This is a genomic window from Priestia abyssalis (assembly GCF_002019595.1).
In the GTDB taxonomy this organism is placed as follows: Bacteria; Bacillota; Bacilli; order Bacillales; family Bacillaceae_H; genus Bacillus_BA; species Bacillus_BA abyssalis.
Genome location: NZ_KV917369.1, coordinates 1,531,953 through 1,555,237, shown reverse-complemented (window position 1 = coordinate 1,555,237; position 23,285 = coordinate 1,531,953). Strand labels below are relative to the sequence as shown.

Annotated in this window: 27 protein-coding genes; 6 read left to right on the top strand and 21 right to left on the bottom strand. The window is 38.5% G+C overall.

The features are described 5' to 3' along the window. Positions 1 to 25: 25 nt before the first annotated feature. The 5 genes from BK575_RS28395 to BK575_RS07225 form a co-directional block, all read right to left on the bottom strand. Complete coding sequence (locus tag BK575_RS28395; protein ID WP_169907619.1) at positions 26 to 163, bottom strand: hypothetical protein; 138 nt, start codon at positions 161 to 163, stop codon at positions 26 to 28. Positions 164 to 226: 63 nt separating this feature from the next. Then, complete coding sequence (locus tag BK575_RS07240) at positions 227 to 997, bottom strand: sporulation protein (RefSeq protein WP_078409748.1); 771 nt, start codon at positions 995 to 997, stop codon at positions 227 to 229. Positions 998 to 1,015: 18 nt separating this feature from the next. Continuing rightward, the gene (locus tag BK575_RS07235; RefSeq protein ID WP_078409746.1) at positions 1,016 to 1,822 is read right to left on the bottom strand and encodes a serine/threonine protein kinase; all 807 of its coding nucleotides are present in this window, start codon (positions 1,820 to 1,822) and stop codon (positions 1,016 to 1,018) included. A 6-nt stretch (positions 1,823 to 1,828) separates the two neighbouring features. Next, positions 1,829 to 2,053 carry a hypothetical protein gene (locus BK575_RS07230; protein ID WP_078409744.1) on the bottom strand — a complete coding sequence of 75 codons (225 nt, stop codon included), beginning with the start codon at positions 2,051 to 2,053 and terminating at the stop codon, positions 1,829 to 1,831. 603 nt (positions 2,054 to 2,656) lie between these two features. Continuing rightward, positions 2,657 to 2,836 (bottom strand): YozD family protein, encoded by a 180-nt coding sequence (locus BK575_RS07225; protein ID WP_078409742.1) that lies wholly within the window; start codon positions 2,834 to 2,836, stop codon positions 2,657 to 2,659. 247 nt (positions 2,837 to 3,083) lie between these two features. Between BK575_RS07225 and BK575_RS07220 the strand changes: the two genes are divergently transcribed. Beyond that, positions 3,084 to 3,290 carry a hypothetical protein gene (locus BK575_RS07220; RefSeq protein ID WP_078409740.1) on the top strand — a complete coding sequence of 69 codons (207 nt, stop codon included), beginning with the start codon at positions 3,084 to 3,086 and terminating at the stop codon, positions 3,288 to 3,290. Here the strand turns inward: BK575_RS07220 and BK575_RS07215 are convergent. Continuing rightward, the gene (locus tag BK575_RS07215; RefSeq protein WP_078409738.1) at positions 3,285 to 3,980 is read right to left on the bottom strand and encodes a hypothetical protein; all 696 of its coding nucleotides are present in this window, start codon (positions 3,978 to 3,980) and stop codon (positions 3,285 to 3,287) included. The genes BK575_RS07220 and BK575_RS07215 overlap by 6 nt on opposite strands. A gap of 178 nt (positions 3,981 to 4,158) precedes the next feature. Next, the gene (locus tag BK575_RS07210; protein WP_078409736.1) at positions 4,159 to 4,374 is read right to left on the bottom strand and encodes a YozE family protein; all 216 of its coding nucleotides are present in this window, start codon (positions 4,372 to 4,374) and stop codon (positions 4,159 to 4,161) included. 502 nt (positions 4,375 to 4,876) lie between these two features. Between BK575_RS07210 and BK575_RS07205 the strand changes: the two genes are divergently transcribed. Beyond that, entirely contained in the window at positions 4,877 to 5,920 is a 1,044-nt protein-coding gene (locus tag BK575_RS07205; RefSeq protein WP_235867327.1) for an acyltransferase family protein, read from the top strand. Positions 5,921 to 6,144: 224 nt separating this feature from the next. Then, entirely contained in the window at positions 6,145 to 6,984 is an 840-nt protein-coding gene (gene dat / locus BK575_RS07200) for a D-amino-acid transaminase (RefSeq protein ID WP_078409734.1), read from the top strand. Positions 6,985 to 7,056: 72 nt separating this feature from the next. Here dat and BK575_RS07195 read toward each other — a convergent pair whose 3' ends face one another. Next, the gene (locus BK575_RS07195; protein ID WP_078409732.1) at positions 7,057 to 7,326 is read right to left on the bottom strand and encodes a YokU family protein; all 270 of its coding nucleotides are present in this window, start codon (positions 7,324 to 7,326) and stop codon (positions 7,057 to 7,059) included. 14 nt (positions 7,327 to 7,340) lie between these two features. Beyond that, positions 7,341 to 8,768, bottom strand: a complete 1,428-nt coding sequence (gene kamA, locus BK575_RS07190) for a lysine 2,3-aminomutase (protein ID WP_078409730.1) — start codon at positions 8,766 to 8,768, stop codon at positions 7,341 to 7,343. Positions 8,769 to 9,132: 364 nt separating this feature from the next. Between kamA and mscL the strand changes: the two genes are divergently transcribed. Continuing rightward, positions 9,133 to 9,537 (top strand): large conductance mechanosensitive channel protein MscL, encoded by a 405-nt coding sequence (gene mscL, locus BK575_RS07185; RefSeq protein ID WP_078409729.1) that lies wholly within the window; start codon positions 9,133 to 9,135, stop codon positions 9,535 to 9,537. Between the two features lie 189 nt (positions 9,538 to 9,726). Here mscL and BK575_RS07180 read toward each other — a convergent pair whose 3' ends face one another. The 4 genes from BK575_RS07180 to BK575_RS07165 all read right to left on the bottom strand — a co-directional run bounded on the left by BK575_RS07180 (position 9,727) and on the right by BK575_RS07165 (position 14,181). Next, positions 9,727 to 10,998, bottom strand: a complete 1,272-nt coding sequence (locus BK575_RS07180) for a peptidase (RefSeq protein ID WP_078409727.1) — start codon at positions 10,996 to 10,998, stop codon at positions 9,727 to 9,729. 447 nt (positions 10,999 to 11,445) lie between these two features. Then, positions 11,446 to 11,931 (bottom strand): IS200/IS605 family transposase, encoded by a 486-nt coding sequence (gene tnpA / locus BK575_RS07175; protein ID WP_078409725.1) that lies wholly within the window; start codon positions 11,929 to 11,931, stop codon positions 11,446 to 11,448. 516 nt (positions 11,932 to 12,447) lie between these two features. Next, positions 12,448 to 13,851: an ATP-binding protein gene (locus BK575_RS07170; protein WP_078409723.1), complete on the bottom strand. Its 1,404-nt coding sequence runs from the start codon at positions 13,849 to 13,851 to the stop codon at positions 12,448 to 12,450. Positions 13,852 to 14,025: 174 nt separating this feature from the next. Then, positions 14,026 to 14,181 (bottom strand): YjcZ family sporulation protein, encoded by a 156-nt coding sequence (locus tag BK575_RS07165; protein ID WP_078409719.1) that lies wholly within the window; start codon positions 14,179 to 14,181, stop codon positions 14,026 to 14,028. Between the two features lie 218 nt (positions 14,182 to 14,399). Between BK575_RS07165 and BK575_RS07160 the strand changes: the two genes are divergently transcribed. Then, the gene (locus tag BK575_RS07160) at positions 14,400 to 14,990 is read left to right on the top strand and encodes a DUF502 domain-containing protein (RefSeq protein ID WP_078409717.1); all 591 of its coding nucleotides are present in this window, start codon (positions 14,400 to 14,402) and stop codon (positions 14,988 to 14,990) included. A 187-nt stretch (positions 14,991 to 15,177) separates the two neighbouring features. Here BK575_RS07160 and BK575_RS07155 read toward each other — a convergent pair whose 3' ends face one another. Next, complete coding sequence (locus BK575_RS07155; RefSeq protein ID WP_078409715.1) at positions 15,178 to 15,648, bottom strand: hypothetical protein; 471 nt, start codon at positions 15,646 to 15,648, stop codon at positions 15,178 to 15,180. Beyond that, positions 15,629 to 15,817 carry a hypothetical protein gene (locus BK575_RS07150; RefSeq protein WP_078409713.1) on the bottom strand — a complete coding sequence of 63 codons (189 nt, stop codon included), beginning with the start codon at positions 15,815 to 15,817 and terminating at the stop codon, positions 15,629 to 15,631. The genes BK575_RS07155 and BK575_RS07150 overlap by 20 nt, the downstream gene beginning before the upstream one ends. A 299-nt stretch (positions 15,818 to 16,116) precedes the next feature. On the opposite strand from BK575_RS07150, the gene BK575_RS07145 reads away from it, so the two are divergent. Further along, positions 16,117 to 16,860 carry a DUF4397 domain-containing protein gene (locus BK575_RS07145; protein WP_078409711.1) on the top strand — a complete coding sequence of 248 codons (744 nt, stop codon included), beginning with the start codon at positions 16,117 to 16,119 and terminating at the stop codon, positions 16,858 to 16,860. A gap of 145 nt (positions 16,861 to 17,005) precedes the next feature. On the opposite strand, the gene BK575_RS07140 is transcribed toward BK575_RS07145, so the two are convergent. The 6 genes from BK575_RS07140 to ilvA all read right to left on the bottom strand — a co-directional run bounded on the left by BK575_RS07140 (position 17,006) and on the right by ilvA (position 23,258). Beyond that, positions 17,006 to 17,578, bottom strand: a complete 573-nt coding sequence (locus BK575_RS07140) for a YpmS family protein (protein ID WP_078409709.1) — start codon at positions 17,576 to 17,578, stop codon at positions 17,006 to 17,008. A gap of 12 nt (positions 17,579 to 17,590) precedes the next feature. Further along, positions 17,591 to 18,418, bottom strand: a complete 828-nt coding sequence (locus BK575_RS07135; protein WP_078409707.1) for an SGNH/GDSL hydrolase family protein — start codon at positions 18,416 to 18,418, stop codon at positions 17,591 to 17,593. A 386-nt stretch (positions 18,419 to 18,804) separates the two neighbouring features. Continuing rightward, complete coding sequence (locus tag BK575_RS07130; RefSeq protein WP_078414684.1) at positions 18,805 to 19,344, bottom strand: SCO family protein; 540 nt, start codon at positions 19,342 to 19,344, stop codon at positions 18,805 to 18,807. A 187-nt stretch (positions 19,345 to 19,531) separates the two neighbouring features. Beyond that, positions 19,532 to 21,178 (bottom strand): sensor histidine kinase, encoded by a 1,647-nt coding sequence (locus tag BK575_RS07125; RefSeq protein ID WP_078414683.1) that lies wholly within the window; start codon positions 21,176 to 21,178, stop codon positions 19,532 to 19,534. Positions 21,179 to 21,577: 399 nt separating this feature from the next. Then, positions 21,578 to 21,829 (bottom strand): DUF2535 family protein, encoded by a 252-nt coding sequence (locus BK575_RS07120; RefSeq protein ID WP_078409705.1) that lies wholly within the window; start codon positions 21,827 to 21,829, stop codon positions 21,578 to 21,580. Between the two features lie 157 nt (positions 21,830 to 21,986). Continuing rightward, positions 21,987 to 23,258 (bottom strand): threonine ammonia-lyase IlvA, encoded by a 1,272-nt coding sequence (gene ilvA, locus BK575_RS07115; RefSeq protein WP_078409703.1) that lies wholly within the window; start codon positions 23,256 to 23,258, stop codon positions 21,987 to 21,989. Positions 23,259 to 23,285 lie beyond the last annotated feature (27 nt).

Sequence of the window (23,285 nt, the reverse complement as noted above, 5' to 3'; positions counted from 1 at the left end):
GACCTTTTGAATCACCCTCTTTTTATTATTTTTCAGTTGATGTTTTATAATGCCCGCTTTTTGGAGCCTGATTGGCTACAAATTCATTCGAGAACTCCGGTTGGGTTCTATGTGATTTTATAATTGCTTTTTGTTGGGTTTGGTTGCTATGTTTATGTGCCATATATTCTCCTCCTTTCTCGTACTTTTAATATGTGTGAAAGCATGAGAATTATGCGGAAGCCCTTTAGCTGTATCGTTGAATCACATCTTGAAACATCTGCTTTAATTTGGGAATCTCTTGGTCCGTTACATGAAAGCGTACAATCGACTCATCCATGTCAAGCGCTTCGGCAAACAAACCAGCTATGCCTCGGGCGCGTCGGTCCACTTCCATAAACACTTCAAAACGATTGGGACCATCCGGCAAGAAGGTTAACTCGACTTCATCTAATTGACCATAGAAGGCCCCTCTTGTCGGGACAAATTCAAATTCCTGCATAAATGGCAAACGGCGGCGAAGGCGATGAGGTGCTTCTTCACACTCTACTTGGCGAAGGCGAAACCCAATTTCACTCATGGCATTGATAGAAGCGTGGATAATCGGATTCGGCAGCACTTCCACGTAATCAATATCACGTGGATCAATTGCATTTTTAATATCAAGGCCTGTCGTTACCCAAACACGGGTATTCCCCATCGTAACAGGTGTATCGATTGGCAAATCAAAGGCGAATGGAATGGCTTTTGTTTCTCCAGGCTGGATTGTAAACGGATCATTGATTTTAAAACTGTTCAATACGATATTCTCTTTTATTTTTTTATCGTCTACTTCCCGAACATAGGTCGTGTACAAACGCAAATAAATGCAGTCAATGTTTTGATCCGTATTCCCTCCATATACTTCTATTGTCCCTTCAATCTTTTCACCTGCTGTTAATTGAGCTTTAACGAGTTTTGTATCAACGGTCGCTGCTCCAATCCCGATTTGCGCCAATACTTTATTAAATAATGCCATCGAATTTCCTCCCAATCTTTATATCGCTTTTAAATAATGAGTAATATCTTGTATAAGTGAATCGACCTTATCGTATGGGGAATCCAGCTGCAGCATTTTTCGAATGATATTCGTTAAATCCCGAGATAAATTCAGCTCTTCTTCCCAGCTTCGTTCCACCATGGACTTGGTTTCATAGCTTGAATAAAGCAAAAATAACATAAAATGGCCGAGTGCATACATATCACTTTGAACATTGACCGCTCTCATCAGCTCTTTTTCTATCCATCCTTCTTCTATTTCCTCTGGTTCATCATGTAAAAAGCGGGCCAGCCCGAAATCAATGATGAAAATATCATTATCTGACCTTAAAATGTTCGGAATTCGCAAATCACGATGAACGATTCCTTGTTTATGGAAATAAGCTGTAATGTGTAAGATGCTTAGAACAATATGTAGTGCTTCTCTTTCAGAAAATGTTTTTCCTTCCCGAAAAATCAAATCTTCGAAGTTCATTCCCTTCATATAGTCCATCACGATAAAATGTCCTTGTTGATTTTGGATAACTTCATGCAAAGATGGAATGCTCGGATGGGAAAGAGCGCGAAGCAATTTCGCTTCATACTCGAATGCTTTTTTCCCTTTCGCCAACTTCATTTTCGTTTTCCTGGCCTGCTTCAGCACCACATCGCGATTATGGATTAAATCGACGACTATATAAGAAATTCCGTAGCTGCCCATTCCCAGTACTTGCTTGACCATATATTTTCCCGCGACGACCGTTCCCTTTTTCAAAGGACGGTCGACCACGGCGGCATAGGTTCGTTCGATCAAATGATTCATCATCTTGCATTAACTGCTGAAAAAGCTTGAAAAGAAGCTGCCGCTTTTATGTTTTCTCTTGTAATGATGGTGACCGTAGCTCCCGTGATGCGGTGTTTTTTTATAGGAATGATGCCTCTTGTAATCACTGCTGCTGTAGTGACGGGCCTTTTTATGTGAATAATGTCTTTTATAATCGCTGCTGCTATAGTGCCCATGGCCTCCAAGAATGGATTTCAAAATTTTTTTAATCATATTTTCCCTCTTTCCGTTATAATGAACTTTTTTCAATAGTGGTTCATTGATTGTCTGTATGTAAATATACGCGCATTTTTTTCGAAAGTTTCATTTTTATGCTTTTCCTTCAAAATTTTTTTACCGTTATGAGTTAAGAAGGAGAGGTTACTGTACGTACTCAAATCCTTTTTATCTCCACTTCAATCCCTGTTTCCCAAATCAAAAGAGTAAGCTGAAGAATGAATCATAACTTCTGAAGAATACGATGTATTGCAACATGTATTCTTTGAGAAAAATAAGTTAGTGCCTTCTTCTCCGACAGCGATTATGCCCCTTGTTTTTTCACCTCAAAAAAGGAACGTACCCGTCAAATTTACAGCCCGTCCCTTCACATGGCCTGGAATCATGTGGACCATACATTTGTTGATCGTTCTGATTGGTTTCTCGATAAAGAGCTATGTAAAAGTTGGTTTGCAGTCCCCTCTCCCGGAAAAACGGATATAACAGAGGACTATTTTAAAGGACTTCAATTACTCTTACTCCTAAAAGACAGTCTGTCTGCATTCTTGCCCCTTTAAAAAACAAAACGACGAGTCACCCTCGTCGTTGCTTTCTTTTTCATTAATCCTGATCTGGTTCTGCTTCTTCATCGATGATGCATTTTTCAAGCAAATAATCGAAGGTAATGTCCGCCAGTTCTTCCAATTCGTATTCTGATGGTACAAACCCTCGTTTCACTAGTTCATTGTAAAAGAACTCTGCGATTTCTTCCGTATCGATCACTACTTCGATTTCTTTCACAACATCACCCCTTTATTAAGATGTATGTTAAAAATCCGTAATGTATGTCTAAAACATAGTGAACATTTTATCTCGCATTAACGGGCAGTAAGACCCTACTTTAATCATCGGAGAAGCTTAAGTGGAGGATGGAAGAAAACTCCCACTGATCGAAGTTTCCTTTACATAACTTGTCCTTTTTTAGTTCTAAACCCTATCAATTGTTTCATAGATTCTAGTAAAACAATTAATTTCGGGGGAATGAACAATGAGATTAATAGAAAAGAAAGTGGCCTTGCAAGAACCTGCACGCTTTGAGGAAAAAAAAGAAAACCAATCCATCATGTCACTCATTGCATATCTTCTAGATCACGACGCGATTGATGAATGGCTGGAAAAGACGTTGCATATTCTTTTATACGGGATTGCCTGCCCATTTACTATTTATTTATTGTTTCAATTTTTCTTTTCATGACTGCGTATCTTTTTTTGATTGGTCGGTCATCTTTTTTAAATGTTTCAATACAAGATTCATCACTTCTAAATATTCATCATCCTGGAACATGTTATACAGCGTCTGATAATCGTTGTACACATCCAACAATCCATTTATGATTTCACTTCTCTCTTTAACCATACGATCTCGATCTTTTTGATGTTCATTAGCTTTTTTCATGGTTGGCAGCAGCTCCGTTTTCTTGATTTCTTTTCCTAAGTACAAAATCCCGACACTTTGAAGATATTTTTCCGCTTTATCGTGCGGAGCGACAAGAATTAACTCTTCTTCGCTAGCTTCTAACCATTCTCCATCACTAACTCTCGAAAGTTCATACACGACATCTTCCCATGCATCTTCATGATAGCGCCATATTTCAGTGCGGATGCCGATGATTTTAAACAAATCTTCCCCATAATTGGATACTTGCACAATATCACCAAAGAAAAACTGATATTCGATTTCCACTCTCTCTTGTAGTAAAATCTTACCCTTATAATCTTCTAAAAGTTGAATGGTATGTTCTAAGAAGAGTCCATCATTTTCATTAATTTCATAGACAAATTTTCCATCCATTATTTTAATATCCGTAATGGTGCCTACTGTTCCGTATATTGTAATGACAACTGTATCACCAATCTTAAATTTTGGTTTTTTTCCTTTCGCCATCAGTGCACCCCCTTCGCAGCCATAAACGTATACTAAAGAAGTTACCATAGTATATGCAGCAAACGAAAAATCGCCATAACAACAAAGAGAAAAGTGCATAGAAAGAGGATGTCCGGAAAGCCCAAAATGCAAGGCTTGCCAAACATCCTTTTTTTACAATAGCTATGTTAGTTAACATCTACTGTTCATTTTTGTACATATCCCATGCTTGATCAAAAACGGACATGCTCTCCAAATAATATCCGTTCATTTCCAAATAGGAGCTGAGTTCATGATAATCGGTTGAGGACTTTGGAAAACTGTGATCTTCATATGCCCCCCGTGCAAGTTCTCCTATCGGGTCTCCTTTTTGATTATGCCGATGTTTCATCATGTAGTGGTAAAATGACTTCATGTGTATCTCTCCTCATTTTTCTTCCATGTTACTACGAGCCATTTATTATTTGGACTATTTTCTGAAAAAAAATTGTTACTTTTTGTTTTGAAACGCAGGCAACCCATTCTTGAGAAAATAGCTTTTTATTTTAAACTATATACTATACATCTATTTAGTGACACGAGAAAAATTTTTTTATTCCCCACCTAATCGAGAGCGGTTTCAAAGGTTTATTTTTCACTTCGTTCCTTCTTCATTTCAATCGTTACAAAGCCATTAAAAATGGATAACATTTATTAGGAACTTACGGATGCCCTTCCTCTTCTATATCGTCTCTACCAATTGGTACAACAACATTCTTAAGAATGCTGCGCTCACAAAAGATACATTGGACAAAACTGCGTCTTCGCGTTATATTATATAATCGTTATGGCTATACTTTTTGTCAGGCTTAACAAAATGATACGAGTAAAAAAAGTTTAAAAAAGGAGGTTTACATTTTTAACCTTCGAGGTAATAAATGACTATTATGAATACACGAAATGCATATTTTGATAACGCTAAATTTATCTTGATTTTCCTTGTGGTGTTCGGCCATACGATTTCACCTTACCGAACGAGCAATGACCAAGTTTTGTCTCTTTATCATTTTATCTTCATTTTTCATATGCCTGTCTTTATTTTACTGGCAGGATATTTTTCAAAGAATTTCAGAAAGAAAGGCTATTATAAAAAGATTCTCACCAAAGTATTGGTACCATATTTAATTTTCCAAACCATCTATACATTTTACTACAATGCTATTTACGATGATCAAAGTTTTGATTTGCAGTATTTTGTTCCAAGATGGGCAATGTGGTTCTTGCTGAGCTTGATGTTTTGGAAATTGATGCTTCCGATTTTTGCCCGCTGGCCGATGTGGCTTGGAATGAGTATCTCATTGGGATTAGGTCTTGGAGTAGGGTATGTGAATTTGGAAGGATTCGAAAAAGTATTGAGTATTAGCCGTATGCTTGTCTTTTTCCCTTTTTTCTTATTGGGCTACTATTTATCCCAAATAAAAAATCCTTTTAAAAAGCTACTAAATCCAAAAGGAAGAAGCATTTCTGCAGCCGTGCTGTTATTGACGCTCATCGGATCTTATTATTTTCTTCAAGATACAGTATACACAGATATGTTGTATGGAACGAACACATATAACAATCACGGAGAATTTTTCATTCGTGCCGGACAATACGCCATTTCCATTCTAGTATCCTTTGCTTTCATGGCTTTAATACCATCTAAGCCTTTGATGTTTACGGATATCGGGCAGCGTTCCTTGTACGTATACTTGCTTCATGGCTTTATTTTAAAATGGTTTTTCACGACTGAATATGCCAAAGGTCTTCATACGTCATGGGATTTCATTCTGTTGACCATCATCGCGGTCCTTGTGACTTTATTGACAGGCAGCAAGCTCGTTGACTATGGTTTAGTCGCCTTTAAGTTGCTCGTGAAATTTATGATTCCAAAAAACAGCCTGACAAAACTGTCGATGGCTTTCAAACGAACCTTGCCGTAAAACAAAGGGGATGACAGATGTCATCCCCTTTGTTTTACGGCAAGTCCTTCAGAACTCTTAACAAAACGGCAGAAAATAAAAATATTTTATTTTTTTAAAATATATGATAAATTTGTTCTGTATTTTCATCCATCTTCTTTGCAAGAAAATGACTTACTTTATAAGAGCTTGATTAATTAAGCCAATCATCAGGATACTCAAATTATAGAAAAGAGGAGAAAAATATGGAAGTCGCTTACTACGGGGGAACATTTATTGATATTGACGAGAAAGTCATTCCCATTCAAGAACGCGGGCATCAATTTGGTGATGGCGTATATGAAGTGATTCGAGTGTATAACGGGAAACCATTCATGTTGGAAGAACATCTGGATCGTCTTGAAATGAGCGCAAAAGAAATCCTTTTAAATATGCCGCTCACACGTGATGAACTAAAAGCAATTACAGCTGAAGGTCTGCAAAAATCCGGAATCAACGAAGCGGAAATATATATTCAAATTACAAGAGGCATTGCCCCTCGCAACCATATTTTCCCGGATGTCCCTGCCCAATTTGCCATGACCATTCGCCAAGCAAAGCAGTTTTCTTCTGAAAAACGAGAGGATGGCGTATCCGTCACTTTACTCGAAGATGAGCGCTGGGCCAACTGTTTCATTAAATCATTGAATTTGCTGCCGAATGTTATTGCTAAGCAAAAAGCTGTCACCAATGGTCATGATGAAGCGGTTCTTGTTCGAGACGGAAAGGTAACGGAAGGCTCGAGCAGTAACGTATTTGCCGTAAAGGACGGCATACTATACACTACTCCTGCCACTAAAAAGATTCTTCATGGCATTACAAGAGCAGCCGTTATCACATGTGCTCAAAAGCTTGGAATTTCTGTTGTCGAAAAAGATATGGATGTTGAGTTTTTCCTATCAGCTGATGAAGCGTTTTTTACAAGCACATCAGTCGAAATCATGCCGATTACCCAAATCGATGACACGGTATTACCGGCAGACCGTCCGCTTACCAACAAATTGTACGAAGCATATCAAGCCCTTTATCAAACAGTGAATAAATAATATGCAGCATCCCATAAAAAGGATGGCCTTTTCCGCCATCCTTCTTTCATATCTTGATCCAGTTATCCAGCTTTACTTTAAATAGTTTTTCTTGAGGCATCTTGGCATTTTTATGAAATCTTCGTAATTCACGGAAGATGGCAGTTGTTTCGTTTCCACTAACAGGAGCTGTGTTTCAATTTTTTCGATAATGTCTTCCTCTTGATAATCTACGCCGCATGCTCTGCATTTTACTGATGGCACATTTTTTAATTCAATACTCCGCGAACCGTCAGGGAGCTCCCAGTACACGGTGTTCAAAAAAGTTTCTGCCCCTTCTTCTTCACACCATAAACACTCCATCTTGCCGCCTCCTCTTAAGACGATGGTTGTTCATTATCCTCTTCCTTTTTCTTTTGCTCTTCCTTTTTTATTTGCGCCTGGTACTTCTTTTCTTTCAATTCATCACGTTTTTCTCGTTTCTGTTTTAATGTGGCATGCTCCGGATCACGCTCATATACTTCGCGGCGTTTCAATCTTTGCAGCCCTTCTGGTACTAGATTGAATGCATCGTCGGTCATAATACCTGAAATGCCTGTTCGTGACCTTTTTTCTTCCATATTTGGATAAATCGTTTTAAAATAATCATCTGCTCTTCCTGATATATAGTTCTGAGGCTCCGGATAAGCCGTAATCACCCCTTCAAAATTACGAAGTACGACTTTATCAGCACTTTGGGAAATCACATAATTGGGCTGAAGGGCAATTTTCCCGCCTCCCCCAGGCGCATCGACTACAAATGTAGGTACTGCATAGCCAGACGTATGTCCGCGCAATCCTTCCATAATCTCTAAACCTTTGGCGATGGGCGCACGGAAATGACTGATGCCCTCTGACAAATCGCACTGATAAATATAATAAGGGCGCACGCGAATTTTCACTAAATCATGCATCAATTGCTTCATAATCGCCACACTGTCATTTATACCTGCCAGGATCACGGCTTGATTCCCTACCGGAACACCGGCATTTACCAATCGCTCACATGCCTGTTTCGCTTCCTCTGTAATTTCAATTGACGTATTAAAATGGGTATTTAACCAAACAGGGTGATATTTTTTTAAAATGTTGCATAAATTTTCAGTGATGCGCTGCGGAAAGACGACAGGGGCCCTTGTGCCGATTCGGATAATTTCTACATGCGGAATGGCTCGTAAATTTTTTAAAATATATTCTAAAATTTGATCGTTAATCAATAATCCGTCACCTCCAGAAATCAGGACATCACGGACTTCCGGTGTTTGACTGATATATGAAATAGCTTCATCCAACTGCTTTTTCGGTACACCCATTCCAATCTGTCCGGAAAAGCGTCTTCGTGTGCAATAACGACAATACATCGAACATTGATTCGTAACTAAAAATAGTACACGGTCAGGATATCGGTGCGTTAAACCTGGCACGGGAGAATCTTCATCTTCATGGAGAGGGTCTTCTAAATCGTACTTCGTTTTATAAATTTCTTTTCCAACGGGTACAGACTGCATCCTGATCGGGCAGCGAGGATCATCCGGATTCATTAATGAAGCATAATACGGGGTAATATTAAGCGGGATCGTTTTGATGGATATTTTGACTCCCTCTTCCTCTTCTGGTGTCAAATGAATCACTTTTTTTAAATCATCGAGAGTTCTAATCGTGTTGGTCAATTGCCAAATCCAATCATTCCATTGGTTTTCACTCACATTTCTCCAAAGCTCCACTTCCTTCCAATGGCGTTTTGGTTTGTATATACCATGCTGCAATGAAACCGCCTCCTTAAAGCCTTGGAAACATAAATGCCCAGGGCGCTTATTACCTTTATATGTGTGAATAAAGAAATTTGCTATTCTTTTTCTTTAAGGCAATGGCTTCATTGTTCTTCCTCTGGCAGGCAATAACCGTTCAGTAAAAGAATGGTTATTGCTTTTTTACATGCTGAATTTGTTAAAAGAAATGATTATATCTATATTTATATTGAAAAAGGGGAGTTTATAACAAGCATACATGCCATTGTTGAAAAATAATCAGGTGAAGCGAGGAAAGGGCAAAACTTGAAGTCACCGCTTGTTCCTATATAATAGAAAGGTATATCCATACTTATTCTCACTATGTTCGGAGGTATTGATAATGTGGCAAGAATTTAAGAAATTTGCTGTAAAAGGAAATGTGATTGATTTGGCAGTCGGTGTGATTATCGGAGCGGCATTCGGGAAAATCGTAACATCGCTTGTGAATGATTTGATTATGCCGCTTGTCGGTCTGCTGCTTGGCGGGATTGACTTTTCCACTTTAAGCGTAACAGTCGGAGATGCCGTGGTTAAATACGGAGCTTTTTTACAGACCGTCGTCGACTTTTTCATCATCGCGTTTTCTGTTTTTCTTTTTGTCCGCTTTTACCAAAAACTGCAGCGGAAAGAAGCAGAAGAACCATCCGCCCCATCTGTCCCGCCCCTTACAAAAGACCAGGAATTGCTGGCGGAAATTCGGGACTTATTAAAGCACCAAAATAAGGACGAAAGAGATTATTCTTAACTTATAAAGTGAATATTGGTTTTTATCGAAGAGGATGACCGAAAAGGGCAAAATACAGCCCTTTTCGGTCATCCTCCTGAAAGGTCCCGTCATGAAAATCCTGTAAAACAAAGGGCCTATGTGACGGGACCTTTCAGTAAAAATCGGTTTTTATGATTTATCAGAGGCTTATGGGACAGCCCTTTTGTTCTATTCATCAGCTGTGCCGCACCAGTTTATCACTGTCAAAGCGATAATTTCCGCTGCTTCGAATACATGATCCAATTCAATATATTCATCCGGAAAATGGGCCGCTTCCGCTTTCCCTGGACCAAATAAAATGACGGGAATATGCCCTATATTGCTTAAAATGCTCCCGTCTGTTCCGCATGTAGAAATTCCTATACCTAGTTCCTCTCTTTTAACGAGCTTATATTGAGTTGTTAAAACCTTGACCAATTCGTGACCTGAATCGACTTCACAAGGCTGGCATTCAACTCCAAACCACTCCAACACAACAGAATGTTCCTCAAAACAAGGATGTATTTCTTGCAGTGCACCAAGCCACTCCTCCATTTCATGGCGCGCTTTTAGTAACGTTTCCCCCAATCCCACTCCCATTCTTCCTTCAAGCGTCACCGTATCCATAAAAGAAGAGGGCCATGTGCCTCCCCCGATTTTCCCGATTGTGATCGAAGTTGGCATCACTGTTCCTTTGGATAAAGAACCTTGAAGGCGGCGATTTCGTACCTTGTCAAGTTCACGCAAATGGTCAATGACCATAACTGCCTTCTCAATGACATTTTTCCCTTCAACACTTATCCTGCCATGTCCGCATGGTCCTTTCACCTTAATTCGAAACCACATCGAACCTTGTTGTTTCAAAACCATTTGCATATTCGTCGGTTCCGGAATAAGAGCTGCGTCCGCTTGATATCCTCTTAATAGACAGGCAGCCGTACCTGCTCCGACACCTTCCCCTTCAATGACGCTTTGAAAAATAAGATCTCCCTTCAAAGAAATTCCCAGTGATATTATGGCCTCTATCGCCAACAATAGTGCCGTCTGTCCCCCTTTCATATCACTGGATCCCCGCCCGTACAATTTTCCCTCTTTAATGTATGCACTGTAAGCATCATACGTCCATGAACTTTCATCTCCCTCAGGGACAACATCAACATGTCCGTTTAATATGATGGAACGCCCTCCCCCCGTCCCCTTTAACACCGCTGCAACATTTGGGCTATCTTGAAAAGACATCCTCGTTGCAGATACTCCTGCCAGCTGCTGCAGCTGGCGAGTATTAGGTGTCCAAATATCAATAGGCAGACCAAGCTGCCTTAACTTTTCCACAATCAAAGCTTGCGCATATTTTTCTGCTCCCTGAACGCTTGCTTCCTGTACAAGGCGCTTTAAAATCCGCGTTCCCCTTGAGCGATTATCGAGTAACCATTGGTGAATGCGTTCTTTATACTGCTCCACTTCTTTCTCTCCCCTCTTTTTCTGATGAATTGACGAATTAAAAAGAGCAATGTCTATTCCTTCGTAAACCAAAGAGAATAAAGCAGCTTGTTGATTTCCTTTTACTATTCATTTCAGAAGGCTGATTGAAACGCACACTTGTGCAGCTTCAACCAGCCTTCTGTCCTCAACTACCTGGTCATTTGCCTTGTGATTCAACCTTCCAAAAAATTGAAATAACCTTTAGTAAATAATATGATATAGCATTGCATTTCTTTCCTCGGAAATGTTGTACATAAGTGTTGATCATGGGAGATACGTCGGCAGCGAAAAAAGTCAAAACCACCCGTGATAACGGGTGGTTTGCTCTACGGCTGGAAGCCTTTGTTACTGACCAAACCCTAAAGGGCTACTGAATGGTTCGCCAGTTGTACTACTTCTACTGGCCAGACCTCAAAGGCCTCCTCCTTACTTTCGTTTCTTTTTCTTTACCTCTTCACCTGTAAATGGATCGATGTATTCCATCATACTTAATTGTTCTGCGACTATATCATCTTGTATTTGATTGCGTATATATTCTTCTATCACCTTCTTATTTCTCCCAACGGTATCCACATAATATCCTGTACACCAAAATTTTCGGTTTCCGTATCTATATTTTAAATTTGCGTGACGATCAAAGATCATTAAACTGCTTTTTCCTTTTAAATATCCTACAAATGAAGAGACACTGATCTTAGGCGGAATACTTACCAACATATGTACGTGGTCTTTACACGCTGTTGCTTCGATAATCTCCACACCTTTTCTTTCGCACAAGGTACGTAGTATTTCTCCAATGTCTTTTTTAATTTTCCCATAAATCACTTGTCTTCTATACTTCGGTGCAAATACGATATGATACTTACAATTCCAAGTTGTATGTGCTAAACTATTAGTGTCTTTTTTAGACATAAAAACTCCTCCGTATGCTGATATTTTGGTTGGCGAACCAAAAATATTTTAGCACCACAGGGGAGTTTTTTTAATACCATGCTGTAAGCTTTTTAGAACCCTAGGCCTAGCCTAGGGTTTTCTTTTCGATAATAAAAACGGCTGCTCGTTTGAGCAGCCGTTTTTACTTCTTTGCTTTCATACGTACTAAAAACCGAATTTTGTACTAACACCGGTTCAAATACACTCCTTTTCATACCGTTTTTCAACTGATCAACAATATCATGGGCAGTCCAAACACCGCATGAACTTGTCTAAGCTAATCCACGTGTAACACTCGCTCCGCCCCCGCCTATACTAATTTTTTCTTCTATTTATTTTCTTTTCATTTATTTTTGTTTTTATTATTTTTTGACCATGTATCACTATATAAGATAAAGAAAAAACCGCCAACAATAAAACCGAATATCGAAAAGAAAATAAAAATAAATGTTCATATTTTACCTCTATAAAAGAGAAGGAAAACGTTACCGTCTTTTAGACTTGAACGTTTTCCTTTATAAGCGGCAATAATACTTCCACTTTTGTTCCTTCTCCCAGTTCGCTGGAAAATGCTATACGACCGCCATGCTGCTCGATAATCCGGTAACTTATCATTAAACCCAGCCCCGTTCCTGAAGGCTTCGTAGAATAAAAAGGCTCTCCGAGGCGCATAAGATCTTCTTCCTTAATCCCGCATCCTTCATCTTGAATGGTGATTTTCGCCATATGTCCCACCTTCTCCAATATGACAGTTAATGTCCCTTTTGTCATTGATTCTAATCCATTTTGAATAATATTAATCAAGACTTGCTTCAGGCCATTTTCTTCACAATGGATATCTACCGACTCTTCGGGTAAAAAGGTGTTAATTTGGCAATCTTTATAGCTTGCATGTGTCGCCAGTAGTAACGTGACATGATTTAAAATTTGCTGAAGACTTTTTTTCGTATAATTACTCTCTTTTTTGGGCTTAGCAAGCGTTAAAAATTCATGAATAATCGACTCTACCCGATTCAATTCCTCCAACATAATATCGCTGTATTCTTCATTATATTGCTTAGATGCCTTCAAAAGCTGAATAAAGCCTTTAATGGCTGTCATCGGGTTACGAATTTCATGAGCCACTCCCGCCGCCAACTTACTGACGATTGTCAGTTTTTCTGATTGATTCACCATCTCATCATAATGTTTCCGGTCGGTAATATCCCTGATAAAATACTGAATGGCATCCTTGCCTTTAAATTTTACTCTTGTAGCAGATGATTCAATGGAAACGATGCCCCTACCGGTTACTAAGTTCACTTCCGCTCTTGATTCAATAGGTAATCCCTGCATTAAGCGGTTCATCCGTTCCTGGACAAACGAAAGGTGTTTGGGATGAATAAAATCCAAAAACGACTTTCCGATATATTCTTCTTTTTTTGTTCCGCCTAAGAGGTTTGCACCTGCGGGATTCATATATTGAATGACCCCATTAATTGTGACGATAAAAGCATCCTGGCTTTGCTTGATAAACTGTTTATACTGTTTCATTTTCCGGATGATTTCTTCTTGTTTTTCAATGTTATGTGAAAATTCTTTCCATTGCAGGACAAGCAATGGCTCTTTGTACTCCTCCAAACTAAGCCGCTGCATATAAATATGTAACAAATGCTGATGAACGTTCGTTTTGATGAGACCAAACTTTTCGTCGCTCTCCATCATCTCCACAATTTCTTCTTTTTTCACTGATAATAAATGATAAACATCGTTGAAAATTTCGCCGATGATAGACGTCTTGTCGAGTCGATGCAATGCCAAAAAAGCATCATTTACAAATAAGATTTTTCCGCTTTGTTTCATTACAAGTGCTGGTACAATCGACACATTAAATAACTCTTGAAATAAGAATTTATCCATATATTCACCCTCATTTACGAGTTCCTACCTAATAGTATAATATGGAAATCAGTGGTTTTGTATCATTTTTATTAAAATATTAATAAAAGTTTATTTTTTCAGTATTTTAAAATGGACAAGCTGTCTTTTTATAGACCGAAAGAAAGGCAGTCTTAAATGACTGCCTCAGCCTTTTCAGTATTTCACACAGCAAGCTCCGATAATAATCAATAAAATAAACAGGACAACAATTAAAGCGAAGCCATGGCCGTAACCAGGCTCACAATGTGTATAACCTCCATATGGGTAAACATAATCGCATCCGCATGGGTTGTAGTGTCCGTAATGCATAATCATAACCGCTCCTCACATATTAGATTCATTTGTTACAATGATACAGTATGTAGGCAAAGGTTGGACTGTATGTGTATTCGCCCATTTTTTCATCTTTTTTAGTCATTCACCTAATAATCATCATTTGCTCTCTTCATTTAGCCATTGCTTTCATGCCGTTCTCTCCATATACTTAGATGGATAACGATTTTCAATCAGGAAAGAGGAGTTTTCCCGTGAAATTTTTCTTAAAAAACTTTATTAATGGATTGCTGACAATTGTTCCTATTATTCTTGTCCTTTACGTGGGGTTTCGAATTTTTACCTTTTTGGATAGTCTTCTCGGGAACGTCCTAAAACCTTATTTACAGGAAGATTATATCCCAGGTATCGGGATTCTGCTCACCCTTGCCCTTATTACGTTACTCGGCTGGTTATCAACGCAATTTTTAACCGGAAAAATCATTAGCTTGATTGATCGTCTCTTGGAACGTATCCCTCTTATTAAAACATTGTACTCTGTTATCAAAGATACTTTTCAATCCTTTCTTGGGGAGAAAAAATCTTTTTCAAAAGTGGCCCTTGTAAAACTGCCTCAAACGTCCATGAAAGTGATTGGCTTTGTTACATCAGAAGAGGTTGAAGCGTTTGCAGACCCCCTGAAAGATCACCTTGCCGTATACATCCCTCAGACGTTTCAAGTAGCGGGATTCACCTTTTTAATCCCAAAAGAAGATGTAGAATTTCTTGACGTTAAACCGGAAGATGCGATGAAATTTGTCTTATCTGGAGGAGTAACAAGCACAAAAAGTAAAGAAAGAGGGTGACTCCAAAGGTATGAAAAGCATACCTTTGGAGTCACCCTCCTGAAAATGAACCGTCATGAGAAATTCAGTAAACCCAACAGTTACTTGACGGTTCATTTCAGTTTAAAACCCATATAATTCTCCTTTTTTAGACTTATCGGTCATCCTTCTAAAGGATCCGTTATACCCTTGACGGGAGTTTTCTTTATCATTTTGTTTTTTTAGGCTGGTGCAGGGTGTAGGTGAATAAATAAAGTAAAATACAACACATCAATAAAGGCGTTACGGCTTGTTTGAGCGGTTCGATCATATACCCTACAAATGGAATATGATATAAATAAGCTCCTTTCCATAGTTCCTCATTTGTTCCTGGCCATGTTGACTTTGTTTCAATGAGAATAGGCATCCATTCCTGATTATGCTTCTGGTGATCTCCCATACCTTTTTGCTTTAAAACCAACTCTGTTGAAACGGCTTCTTCATTTTCCAATGGCTTAGAAATCACGATAGAACCGTTTGGTACCTGACTGTTTATGTTTCTTTCCTTATGGACGATACTCACCTGGAATCCAAATACCACAGGAATAAGAGCAGAGAATAACATAGCGAACAAGACCGCATACAAAACGAGCAAATATCGAAAGGCCGAAAATAACCGATTAGTTTTTGGAATCGTCATTTTGCTCGCCTCCATTCTCTTGTATCGAAATTTGTTTTTCTTTTAATTCATATAAAGATGGTTCCATATGCTTAATGGCGGCAGTATACGTCGTAAAATGGCTCATAATTAAGATAAGAAAGGATCCTATTATCATCAAACGAATCATCGTTAAGTAAAAGGCGCGCATATCCTCACTCCTTTTTCTCTTCTCTTCCTCCTATCTTATGTTCATTCCACTCAATTGGTTATTCTGACCAGACTCAAAAAAGCATCATATGTCCGCCGTATAGGCCATATATTTGTTACGTAGATGTAGCAAGTATGTGAAGTCTTTAACTTCCACGCTTCTCTCTAAATTTATTTCTTTTTTCATTTAAACCGTCACGCTTGAATGGATGGTCCAAAAAACCTGCACTTACGAAAACAGCCTTTGTTTTTATTTTAAAATCATATTTGATTCAGCCTACTATAAAAGGAGTTGATCCTATGTACGATAAGTATTCCCGTAAGGCAGCCATGTACGATTTGCTGGCAAACTACTATAAATACTTAAATCCCCAGCTTCATATTATGTATTATCAAAAACATTTAAAGTATATGAATAAAATGATGATGACCGCAAATCGTACCCAAGAAGAACCGAAAACTGGTGAGCCAATGGTCCGAATCTTCCATGCCTCTCCAGATGCCTCATCAGTCGACATATATTTGAATGGAAAGCGCATCATTCGCAACTTGACTTTCAAACAAGAAACAGATTATTTGCCGCTCCCTGACGCCGGTAAATATCGGATTGACATTTATCCAGCTGGAAAGACGGATAAGCCTGTCTTAACAGAAACCTTCACATTTAATAATGGTCACAAGTATACAGTGGCCGCTGCTGGAAAGCTTGATAATCTAGATTTATTGTTTATTTACGATAATCAGGAAGTTCCTCCGGGTGAAACAAAAGTCCGTTTTATTCACTTATCTCCTGACGCACCAGTCGTTGATGTAGCTGTGAAAAACGGTGACGTCATCTTTTCGGATGTCACCTTTAAAGAAGTAACGGACTACTTGCCTTTAAGTCCTATGACAGTGAGTTTAGAGGCTCGGCTCGCCGGAACAAACAAAGTAGTTCTTGAACTCCCTCCCATACGCTTGCGGCCTAATCGCTCCTACACAATCTATGCTGTAGGCCTTGCAAATGGCAAGCCTCCTTTAGAAGCATTGATTGCTCAATATTAATAAACACTATTTTTAATTGTAAAAAAAGATCAAGCCTGATTTCAGACTTGATCTTTTTTAAACGAAGGATGAACCTCCATATAATCACTGAATAAAGGAAACTTCCATCAGTGGGAATCTTACTTCCCGTTAATGCGGGATAAGCTTAATCAGTAGATGCTAAGGTGAATTGGATATCATTTTTTTCTAAATCGAATCTCTTTACTTTGACGCGGAAGTCGCTTTTCATTTCCATCTCTTGTAACGCTACATACACCGATTCTTCTTTTGCATTGATTTGCACCCATTGTGGCAGCGAAAAATTATTATTCACATATTTCAAGACGGTACGAACAGGCAGACTCAATTTGCCGACGGACAATGATTCCTGCTTCAATACAAGATCTCCGTTTGGTTGAACTTCCGGCTCAAAATCCATACTAATATCAAGATCGTTTCCAAACGCCTGAATCGTCCCGTACACTTCAACTTGATCAGACAATATAATTTCGTAGTTTAGCGGCTGATGATTGAACTCTTTCTGTAAGTATTTATTAATCAGTACCGTCAAATCTTCTTTCTTTGCTATAATGCCTAAAGATACATTCTCCTGCCCTGTTGTTTGTCGTATGGAAAGTTCCTTTTCTTTTGATGGCTGCAAAGCTAAACCTGCCATAATAACTAAAAAAACTACATTGATTGCTAAAAGACTAAAAAATAACCATTTCCACTTCTTCATCTCACTAGCTCCTTACTCCGCTTCCGGCTTTGCCAACTCAATGGAGTTCATTTCCTCTTGTTGTTCCAACACGTATTCATTAATTCTTTGTGCAATTAACTCATACCCTTTTTTATTCGGATGAAACTGGTCTTTTGCTAATAAAGACTCTTGCACTTCAAATACATCTTCTACATTTACATACGTAACATCTTTATAGCGTCCCGCCACTTTTTCGCTTGCCTCATTCCATTGTTTAACAATGATATTAATTTCATTCACTGATTTCAATGAATGCAAAAACGGATTATAAAAGCCAATTAAATAGATGTGGCCGCCTGGATTAATTTCACGAATCCGCTCCAATACTCGCGACAATCTTGCTTCATATTTACTTTGTTCTTTCTCAAACGTTTTAAGGGAAATGTTATAAAAAAAGTCTCGAACGACCTTCATCATATCATTTCCTCCAATGGTCATAAATACAATATCTGCACGAGAGACTTTCGCTACGACTTCCTCTTGTTTCAGCCGTTCAAGCAATTGATCTGTCCGATTGCCCCGCTTTCCTAAATTGCTTACCCGTACATCGTCAACCGCTTTATGCTCTGAAATGAATTTCACTACATATGGTACGTAACCGCCTTGTTTACTCGAATCTCCAACCCCTTCTGTCAAAGAATCACCAATGGCCACGATATTTAAATCAACTGGAAAAAAACCTTTCGGAATATGAGATTTAACTTGAAGGTTTGTCTGTTTGGCTTCGATCTCCAGCGGCTGTTTCATCAAAAAGGCAGGCGATGAACAAGCCGTAAGAAAACAAGCGCAAACGAAACAATAAAACCATTTTTTATTCATTTACAAACACCTACTGTTTTGTCTAAGCTTCACTTTATTTTTTATGTTATCACACCATGTCAAGTATCCATACGTTTAATATCAAGAAATACAAGGAATTATTTGTAATTATCGTATGCAAAAAGTCTTGTATTCTTGCACTCCTATACTTTAAAAAGCCTCTTTCTTCAAAAATTTTAGAGCATTGCATAATAAAAAGAAAACACTATTTACACGATGGTCATTTTCCTCACTCATCGGCATAAATAGTGATTTTGAAAAAACAGACCGAAAAAATCTATTTCAGCTGTTCTTGTATATAGATCCCATTTAATCTTTAACATTCGCCACTGATTCTTGCTCTACTTATTCTTCTATCTCGAATAAGCCCACAAAGGTCTTCGTATTTAGTTTTGAAGGGCTTTTACGTGCTCAATAATTTCATCATATGGCGTATCCGATACACCACTATATGATTTGATGACTTTCCCTTCTTGGTCGACTAAATAAAAATCCGTTCCATGAATAACCTGGTCGCTTTGCTTGGGCATTTGAACGATGGTTTTAAATTGCTTCATCGCAAATTGCTCAATCTCTTCTTGATCGTATCCCGTTAATAAATGCCAATTCGACAAATCTGCGTTATACTTCTTGATATATTCGGTCAAGGCTTGTGGAGTATCGTGTTCAGGATCAACACTAAACGAAACAAACTCCACTTCCAATCCTTCTTCTTTCATTTTTTGTTGCAATTTTGCCATATTGGCCGTCATCGGTGGACAGACGGTTTCACAGTTTGTAAAGATAAAGTCAGCAATCCATACTTTTCCCTGCAAATCAGACAAACCAAATGACTGGCTCTCCTGGTTTGTATAAGTAAAATCATCTAATTTCCAATTCAATGGATCGGGAATTTTCGAACCGCATGCTGTTAACAGAACAACCATTATACCTATTGTAAACCAAGCTTTTATTTTCTTGTTCTTCAATATGTTCAAACTCCCCGCTTATTAAGTTCATGATTCCTTCGTCCATTTTAACAAACTATGAAAATCGTGAAAAGCGATTTCACTTTACTGTCACATCTAAAAACATGAAGATGGCTGCAGAACAGCCATCTTCATGTTTTTAGACCTAAGCAATTGCGTCTTCGTTGGGCGAGTTTGTATGCTGACGCGGCAATGAAATGACAAAAGTGGTTCCTTTATCTTTTTGACTGGTAACCGCTATCTTTCCCTTCATCTTTTCAATGATTTGATAAGAGACCATCATGCCGATGCCCGTTCCTTTTTCTTTTAATGAATAAAAAGGCGTTCCGAGTCGCTGTAACTCTTCATGCGACATGCCGATGCCCGTATCCGCAATGGTTATATGTACAAATTCCAGATCTGTCGACAAGTGAACTTTCAGTGTGCCCCCATCTTTCATGGCCTCGATTCCATTTTTTAGCACATTGAGCAGCACTTGATTTAATTCATTTTTACTCCCTTTTACATATGCCTTTTGTCGAACGTCCAAGTCTATTTTAATATTGTTCGTAAGCAGCGCATAAGAGGACAATAGTTCTACAAGATTTGTCAAACATGATGTACAATCTATCTTCTCATTATGCTCCATATCAGGGCGGGCCAAGGAAAGATAATCGTTAATGATGAGCTCGGCCCGACTTATTTCACTGATCATTAGTTGTACATATCCTTTCTCGTCTTCGGATAAATTTTCCTTTTGTTGAAAAATTTGCAAAAAACCTTTTACGACCGTCATCGGGTTTCGGATTTCATGTGCTACAGAGGCAGCCAATTGTCCGATCGCATTCATTTTTTCAGCACGCTGCAGTTCTTTTTGCAGCTTTGTGCGTTCAATAATCATTTCCATCTCATCAATTGCTTTTTCAATTCCTTTTAACGGCTCTTTCGGCTTCACTTTTTCACCGAAGTGTTCCGTCGTTGCCGCTACTTGATCAAACAATATTTGCAATTTTTTCGTCATCTCGTTAAATTGCCAACTAATATCTCCAATTTCAGATTTATCGATTTGTCTCATGCGCACTTGGAAATTCCCCTTGCTTACCTGCTGTATTCCATTCAATAACTCTTTAAGGGGGGCCATTAGCTTTCTCAATCCCCAATCCTGGAAAAAAATAATAATGGTGAACAGCAGGATACAGCCGACAACAAGAGAGGCAATAAGCTTTCGCTGATACGTAGCTAACAAACTTGCATCGATGTCAATAGTAAATACGGCGGCTACTTTATTGCTTTCTTCCATTATGGGCACATATCCGGTAATCCATGTTCCAAATTGGTCCGTATATACTTTTGAATAGACAGGTTTCTTTAATGTAATGACTCTATTGTAAGCACCCATATACTCGGGGGGAGCTTCATAGATTCCCGTTTTTCCAAGCTCTTTTTCTACTCGTTCATTACCCGTAACTAGAACTCTTACACTTTCTCTGCTTGTCTGTTCAGCTGATAGTATAGACGCCATTAAATAGGAAGATTGATCTGTATTGATCATCTGAATGGATTTCTTTAATCGTTTAATGTAAGGGTCTGATTGGCTTAGAGCCTGCTCCGCCATTTTTATATCCTCGATAGATAGAGTGTTTTTCCATAAATTTGCCGTTCCTACCGCCTGATTGGATAGCACATCTTGAATGGCGTTCCTTTGGGTTTGATAACTGATATAGGCTGTCCCAAGGCCAACCAAAATAACGATGAAAGTGGAAAATAATACGGTTTTGTTAAATACACTTAAGTTTCGTAAATAAGTTCTCATTTCTCCCACCACTCAATCTCCTATATCTCTTCTCATTTTAAAATTATATCATATTCCCTAAAATTAGAAATATTTAACTATGTGAATACTCTCACCACTTACCTTACGGCTGAAGTAGGGGGACTCTGGGCAAAACTTTGATAGAGAAAAGCAAAGAGAGGTTGATCAAAGAAGGCCAACTAAGATTAACACTCATCTTTAGCATCCACAACAAAAAATCCCCTTGAACTAAGGAGATTTTCTTATTCCGCATAATACATAAAGCCAATAGCCCTATCCCTTGCAAAAAGGACTAAATCCATACAAAAAGAAGCCGGAAAGAAGATATAAGCAACATGTCTTCTTTCCAGCTTCTAAAATAAACCATCTATATCGGCCTTTAAACGAAGACCGATTGTACTATGCATTATGTTTTAAAATATCTTCTTTAAAAACCAGTTCATATTGTTTCCATTTCAATACTCGCTTTAAGTATTCTTTGAAAGAATATACTTTTTTCGGGTTCTGATTGTTGTAAATTTTGTTTATAAATGCCTCAAGCCGAATAGAAATCATGAATCGATAAGGGTTATCGTCCTCCAATACCGGAATTTCAATCACTTTTACCTTCTGTTCATTTAAATGTTTGAATTCTAGGCTTTTGAATAACAAGATATCAATCCTCTTTTTCACCCGTTTCTTTTATTATACCTCTATTCTAGGCTCGAATGTTGTCTTTTTATGTTAAGATTATATATTTTTTCACAAAAATCCTTGAACATAGGCAAAGAGCGCCTTGTTCAAGGATTTACGCCTTACGATTGGGTATTTAGATAAGCAAATGAAATAGATTGCTGTCTTTGTTAACTTCTGTAAACGGAAACCCTTTTTTGTTCAATCGCTCAATAAGCGAGAAGTAGTCTTCTTTATTTTTTAATTCAATACCGACTAAAGCCGGTCCGCTGTCTTTATTATTTTTCTTCGTATACTCAAATCGGCTGATATCATCATTTGGACCAAGAACCTCATCTAAAAATTCCCTTAATGCACCTGCACGTTGTGGGAAGTTTACAATAAAGTAATGCTGCAATCCCTCATAAATCATCGAGCGTTCTTTAATTTCCTGCATACGGCCAATGTCATTATTTCCCCCGCTAATAATGCAAACAACAGTTTTGCCTTTAATTTCATTCGCATATGCATCTAATGCAGCGATAGGCAATGCTCCCGCGGGTTCTGCCACAATGGCATTTTCATTATACAAAGATAATATCGTTGTACATACTTTTCCTTCTGGTACTACAACAATATCATCAACAATTTCTTTGCTGATTTCATACGTAATCGATCCAACCTTTTTAACGGCTGCCCCGTCCACAAAAGGGTCAATTTTCTGCAGCGGTACCACTTCGCCTTGCATAATCGATTCTTTCATACTCGGAGCTCCTTTAGGCTCCACTCCGATTAACTTTGTTTGAGGAGAAACACTTTTGATATATGTTCCAACACCGGAGATCAGCCCCCCGCCGCCAATGCTGGCAAAAACATAATCGATTTCCTCTTCACAATCATTCAGCATCTCAACCGCTACCGTCCCTTGTCCCGCAATGACGTCAACATCATCAAATGGATGAATGAATGTTCGGTTTTCCGCGTTACTGCACTCAATGGCTTTGTCATAGGAATCATCAAATGTATCCCCGATCAACACAATCTCCACATTCTCTTTTCCGAGAAATTGAACTTGATTGACTTTTTGTCTCGGTGTGGTGCTTGGCATAAAGATTTTCCCTTGAATGTTTAACTGTCGGCATGCATATGCCACTCCTTGGGCGTGATTCCCTGCACTTGCACACGCAATTCCGTTTACAAGTTCAGCTTCGCTTAGCTTTTTAATTCTATTATACGCACCGCGCAATTTGAATGAACGAACAGCCTGTAAATCTTCTCTTTTTAAGTAAACGTTACACTCATATCTTTCAGATAATAGATTATTTCGCTGTAAAGGAGTATGAATAACGACATCTTTAATCATTTGATTTGCAATCAAAATGTCCTCTAAATGAACTGCTTTTACTTTGTTTTCAACTTGTTGTCCCATATTCAACTTCCTTCCTCTGTTTTCCCT

Bases quoted from the DNA above. Each gene is read 5' to 3' on its own strand.
- BK575_RS07135 (WP_078409707.1), bottom strand. From the start codon at position 18,418: ATGAATAAAAAATGGTTTTATTGTTTCGTTTGCGCTTGTTTTCTTACG.
- BK575_RS07215 (WP_078409738.1), bottom strand. From the start codon at position 3,980: ATGGCGAAAGGAAAAAAACCAAAATTTAAGATTGGTGATACAGTTGTC.
- BK575_RS07230 (WP_078409744.1), bottom strand. From the start codon at position 2,053: ATGATTAAAAAAATTTTGAAATCCATTCTTGGAGGCCATGGGCACTAT.
- mscL (WP_078409729.1), top strand. From the start codon at position 9,133: ATGTGGCAAGAATTTAAGAAATTTGCTGTAAAAGGAAATGTGATTGAT.
- BK575_RS07125 (WP_078414683.1), bottom strand. From the start codon at position 21,178: ATGAGAACTTATTTACGAAACTTAAGTGTATTTAACAAAACCGTATTA.
- BK575_RS07140 (WP_078409709.1), bottom strand. From the start codon at position 17,578: ATGAAGAAGTGGAAATGGTTATTTTTTAGTCTTTTAGCAATCAATGTA.
- BK575_RS28395 (WP_169907619.1), bottom strand. From the start codon at position 163: ATGGCACATAAACATAGCAACCAAACCCAACAAAAAGCAATTATAAAA.
- BK575_RS07240 (WP_078409748.1), bottom strand. From the start codon at position 997: ATGGCATTATTTAATAAAGTATTGGCGCAAATCGGGATTGGAGCAGCG.
- BK575_RS07195 (WP_078409732.1), bottom strand. From the start codon at position 7,326: ATGGAGTGTTTATGGTGTGAAGAAGAAGGGGCAGAAACTTTTTTGAAC.
- BK575_RS07220 (WP_078409740.1), top strand. From the start codon at position 3,084: ATGAGATTAATAGAAAAGAAAGTGGCCTTGCAAGAACCTGCACGCTTT.
- BK575_RS07150 (WP_078409713.1), bottom strand. From the start codon at position 15,817: ATGCGCGCCTTTTACTTAACGATGATTCGTTTGATGATAATAGGATCC.
- BK575_RS07235 (WP_078409746.1), bottom strand. From the start codon at position 1,822: ATGATGAATCATTTGATCGAACGAACCTATGCCGCCGTGGTCGACCGT.
- BK575_RS07165 (WP_078409719.1), bottom strand. From the start codon at position 14,181: ATGCATTACGGACACTACAACCCATGCGGATGCGATTATGTTTACCCA.
- BK575_RS07130 (WP_078414684.1), bottom strand. From the start codon at position 19,344: ATGGTTGTTCTGTTAACAGCATGCGGTTCGAAAATTCCCGATCCATTG.
- dat (WP_078409734.1), top strand. From the start codon at position 6,145: ATGGAAGTCGCTTACTACGGGGGAACATTTATTGATATTGACGAGAAA.
- BK575_RS07170 (WP_078409723.1), bottom strand. From the start codon at position 13,851: ATGGATAAATTCTTATTTCAAGAGTTATTTAATGTGTCGATTGTACCA.
- tnpA (WP_078409725.1), bottom strand. From the start codon at position 11,931: ATGTCTAAAAAAGACACTAATAGTTTAGCACATACAACTTGGAATTGT.
- BK575_RS07145 (WP_078409711.1), top strand. From the start codon at position 16,117: ATGTACGATAAGTATTCCCGTAAGGCAGCCATGTACGATTTGCTGGCA.
- BK575_RS07210 (WP_078409736.1), bottom strand. From the start codon at position 4,374: ATGAAGTCATTTTACCACTACATGATGAAACATCGGCATAATCAAAAA.
- BK575_RS07205 (WP_235867327.1), top strand. From the start codon at position 4,877: ATGACTATTATGAATACACGAAATGCATATTTTGATAACGCTAAATTT.
- BK575_RS07155 (WP_078409715.1), bottom strand. From the start codon at position 15,648: ATGACGATTCCAAAAACTAATCGGTTATTTTCGGCCTTTCGATATTTG.
- ilvA (WP_078409703.1), bottom strand. From the start codon at position 23,258: ATGGGACAACAAGTTGAAAACAAAGTAAAAGCAGTTCATTTAGAGGAC.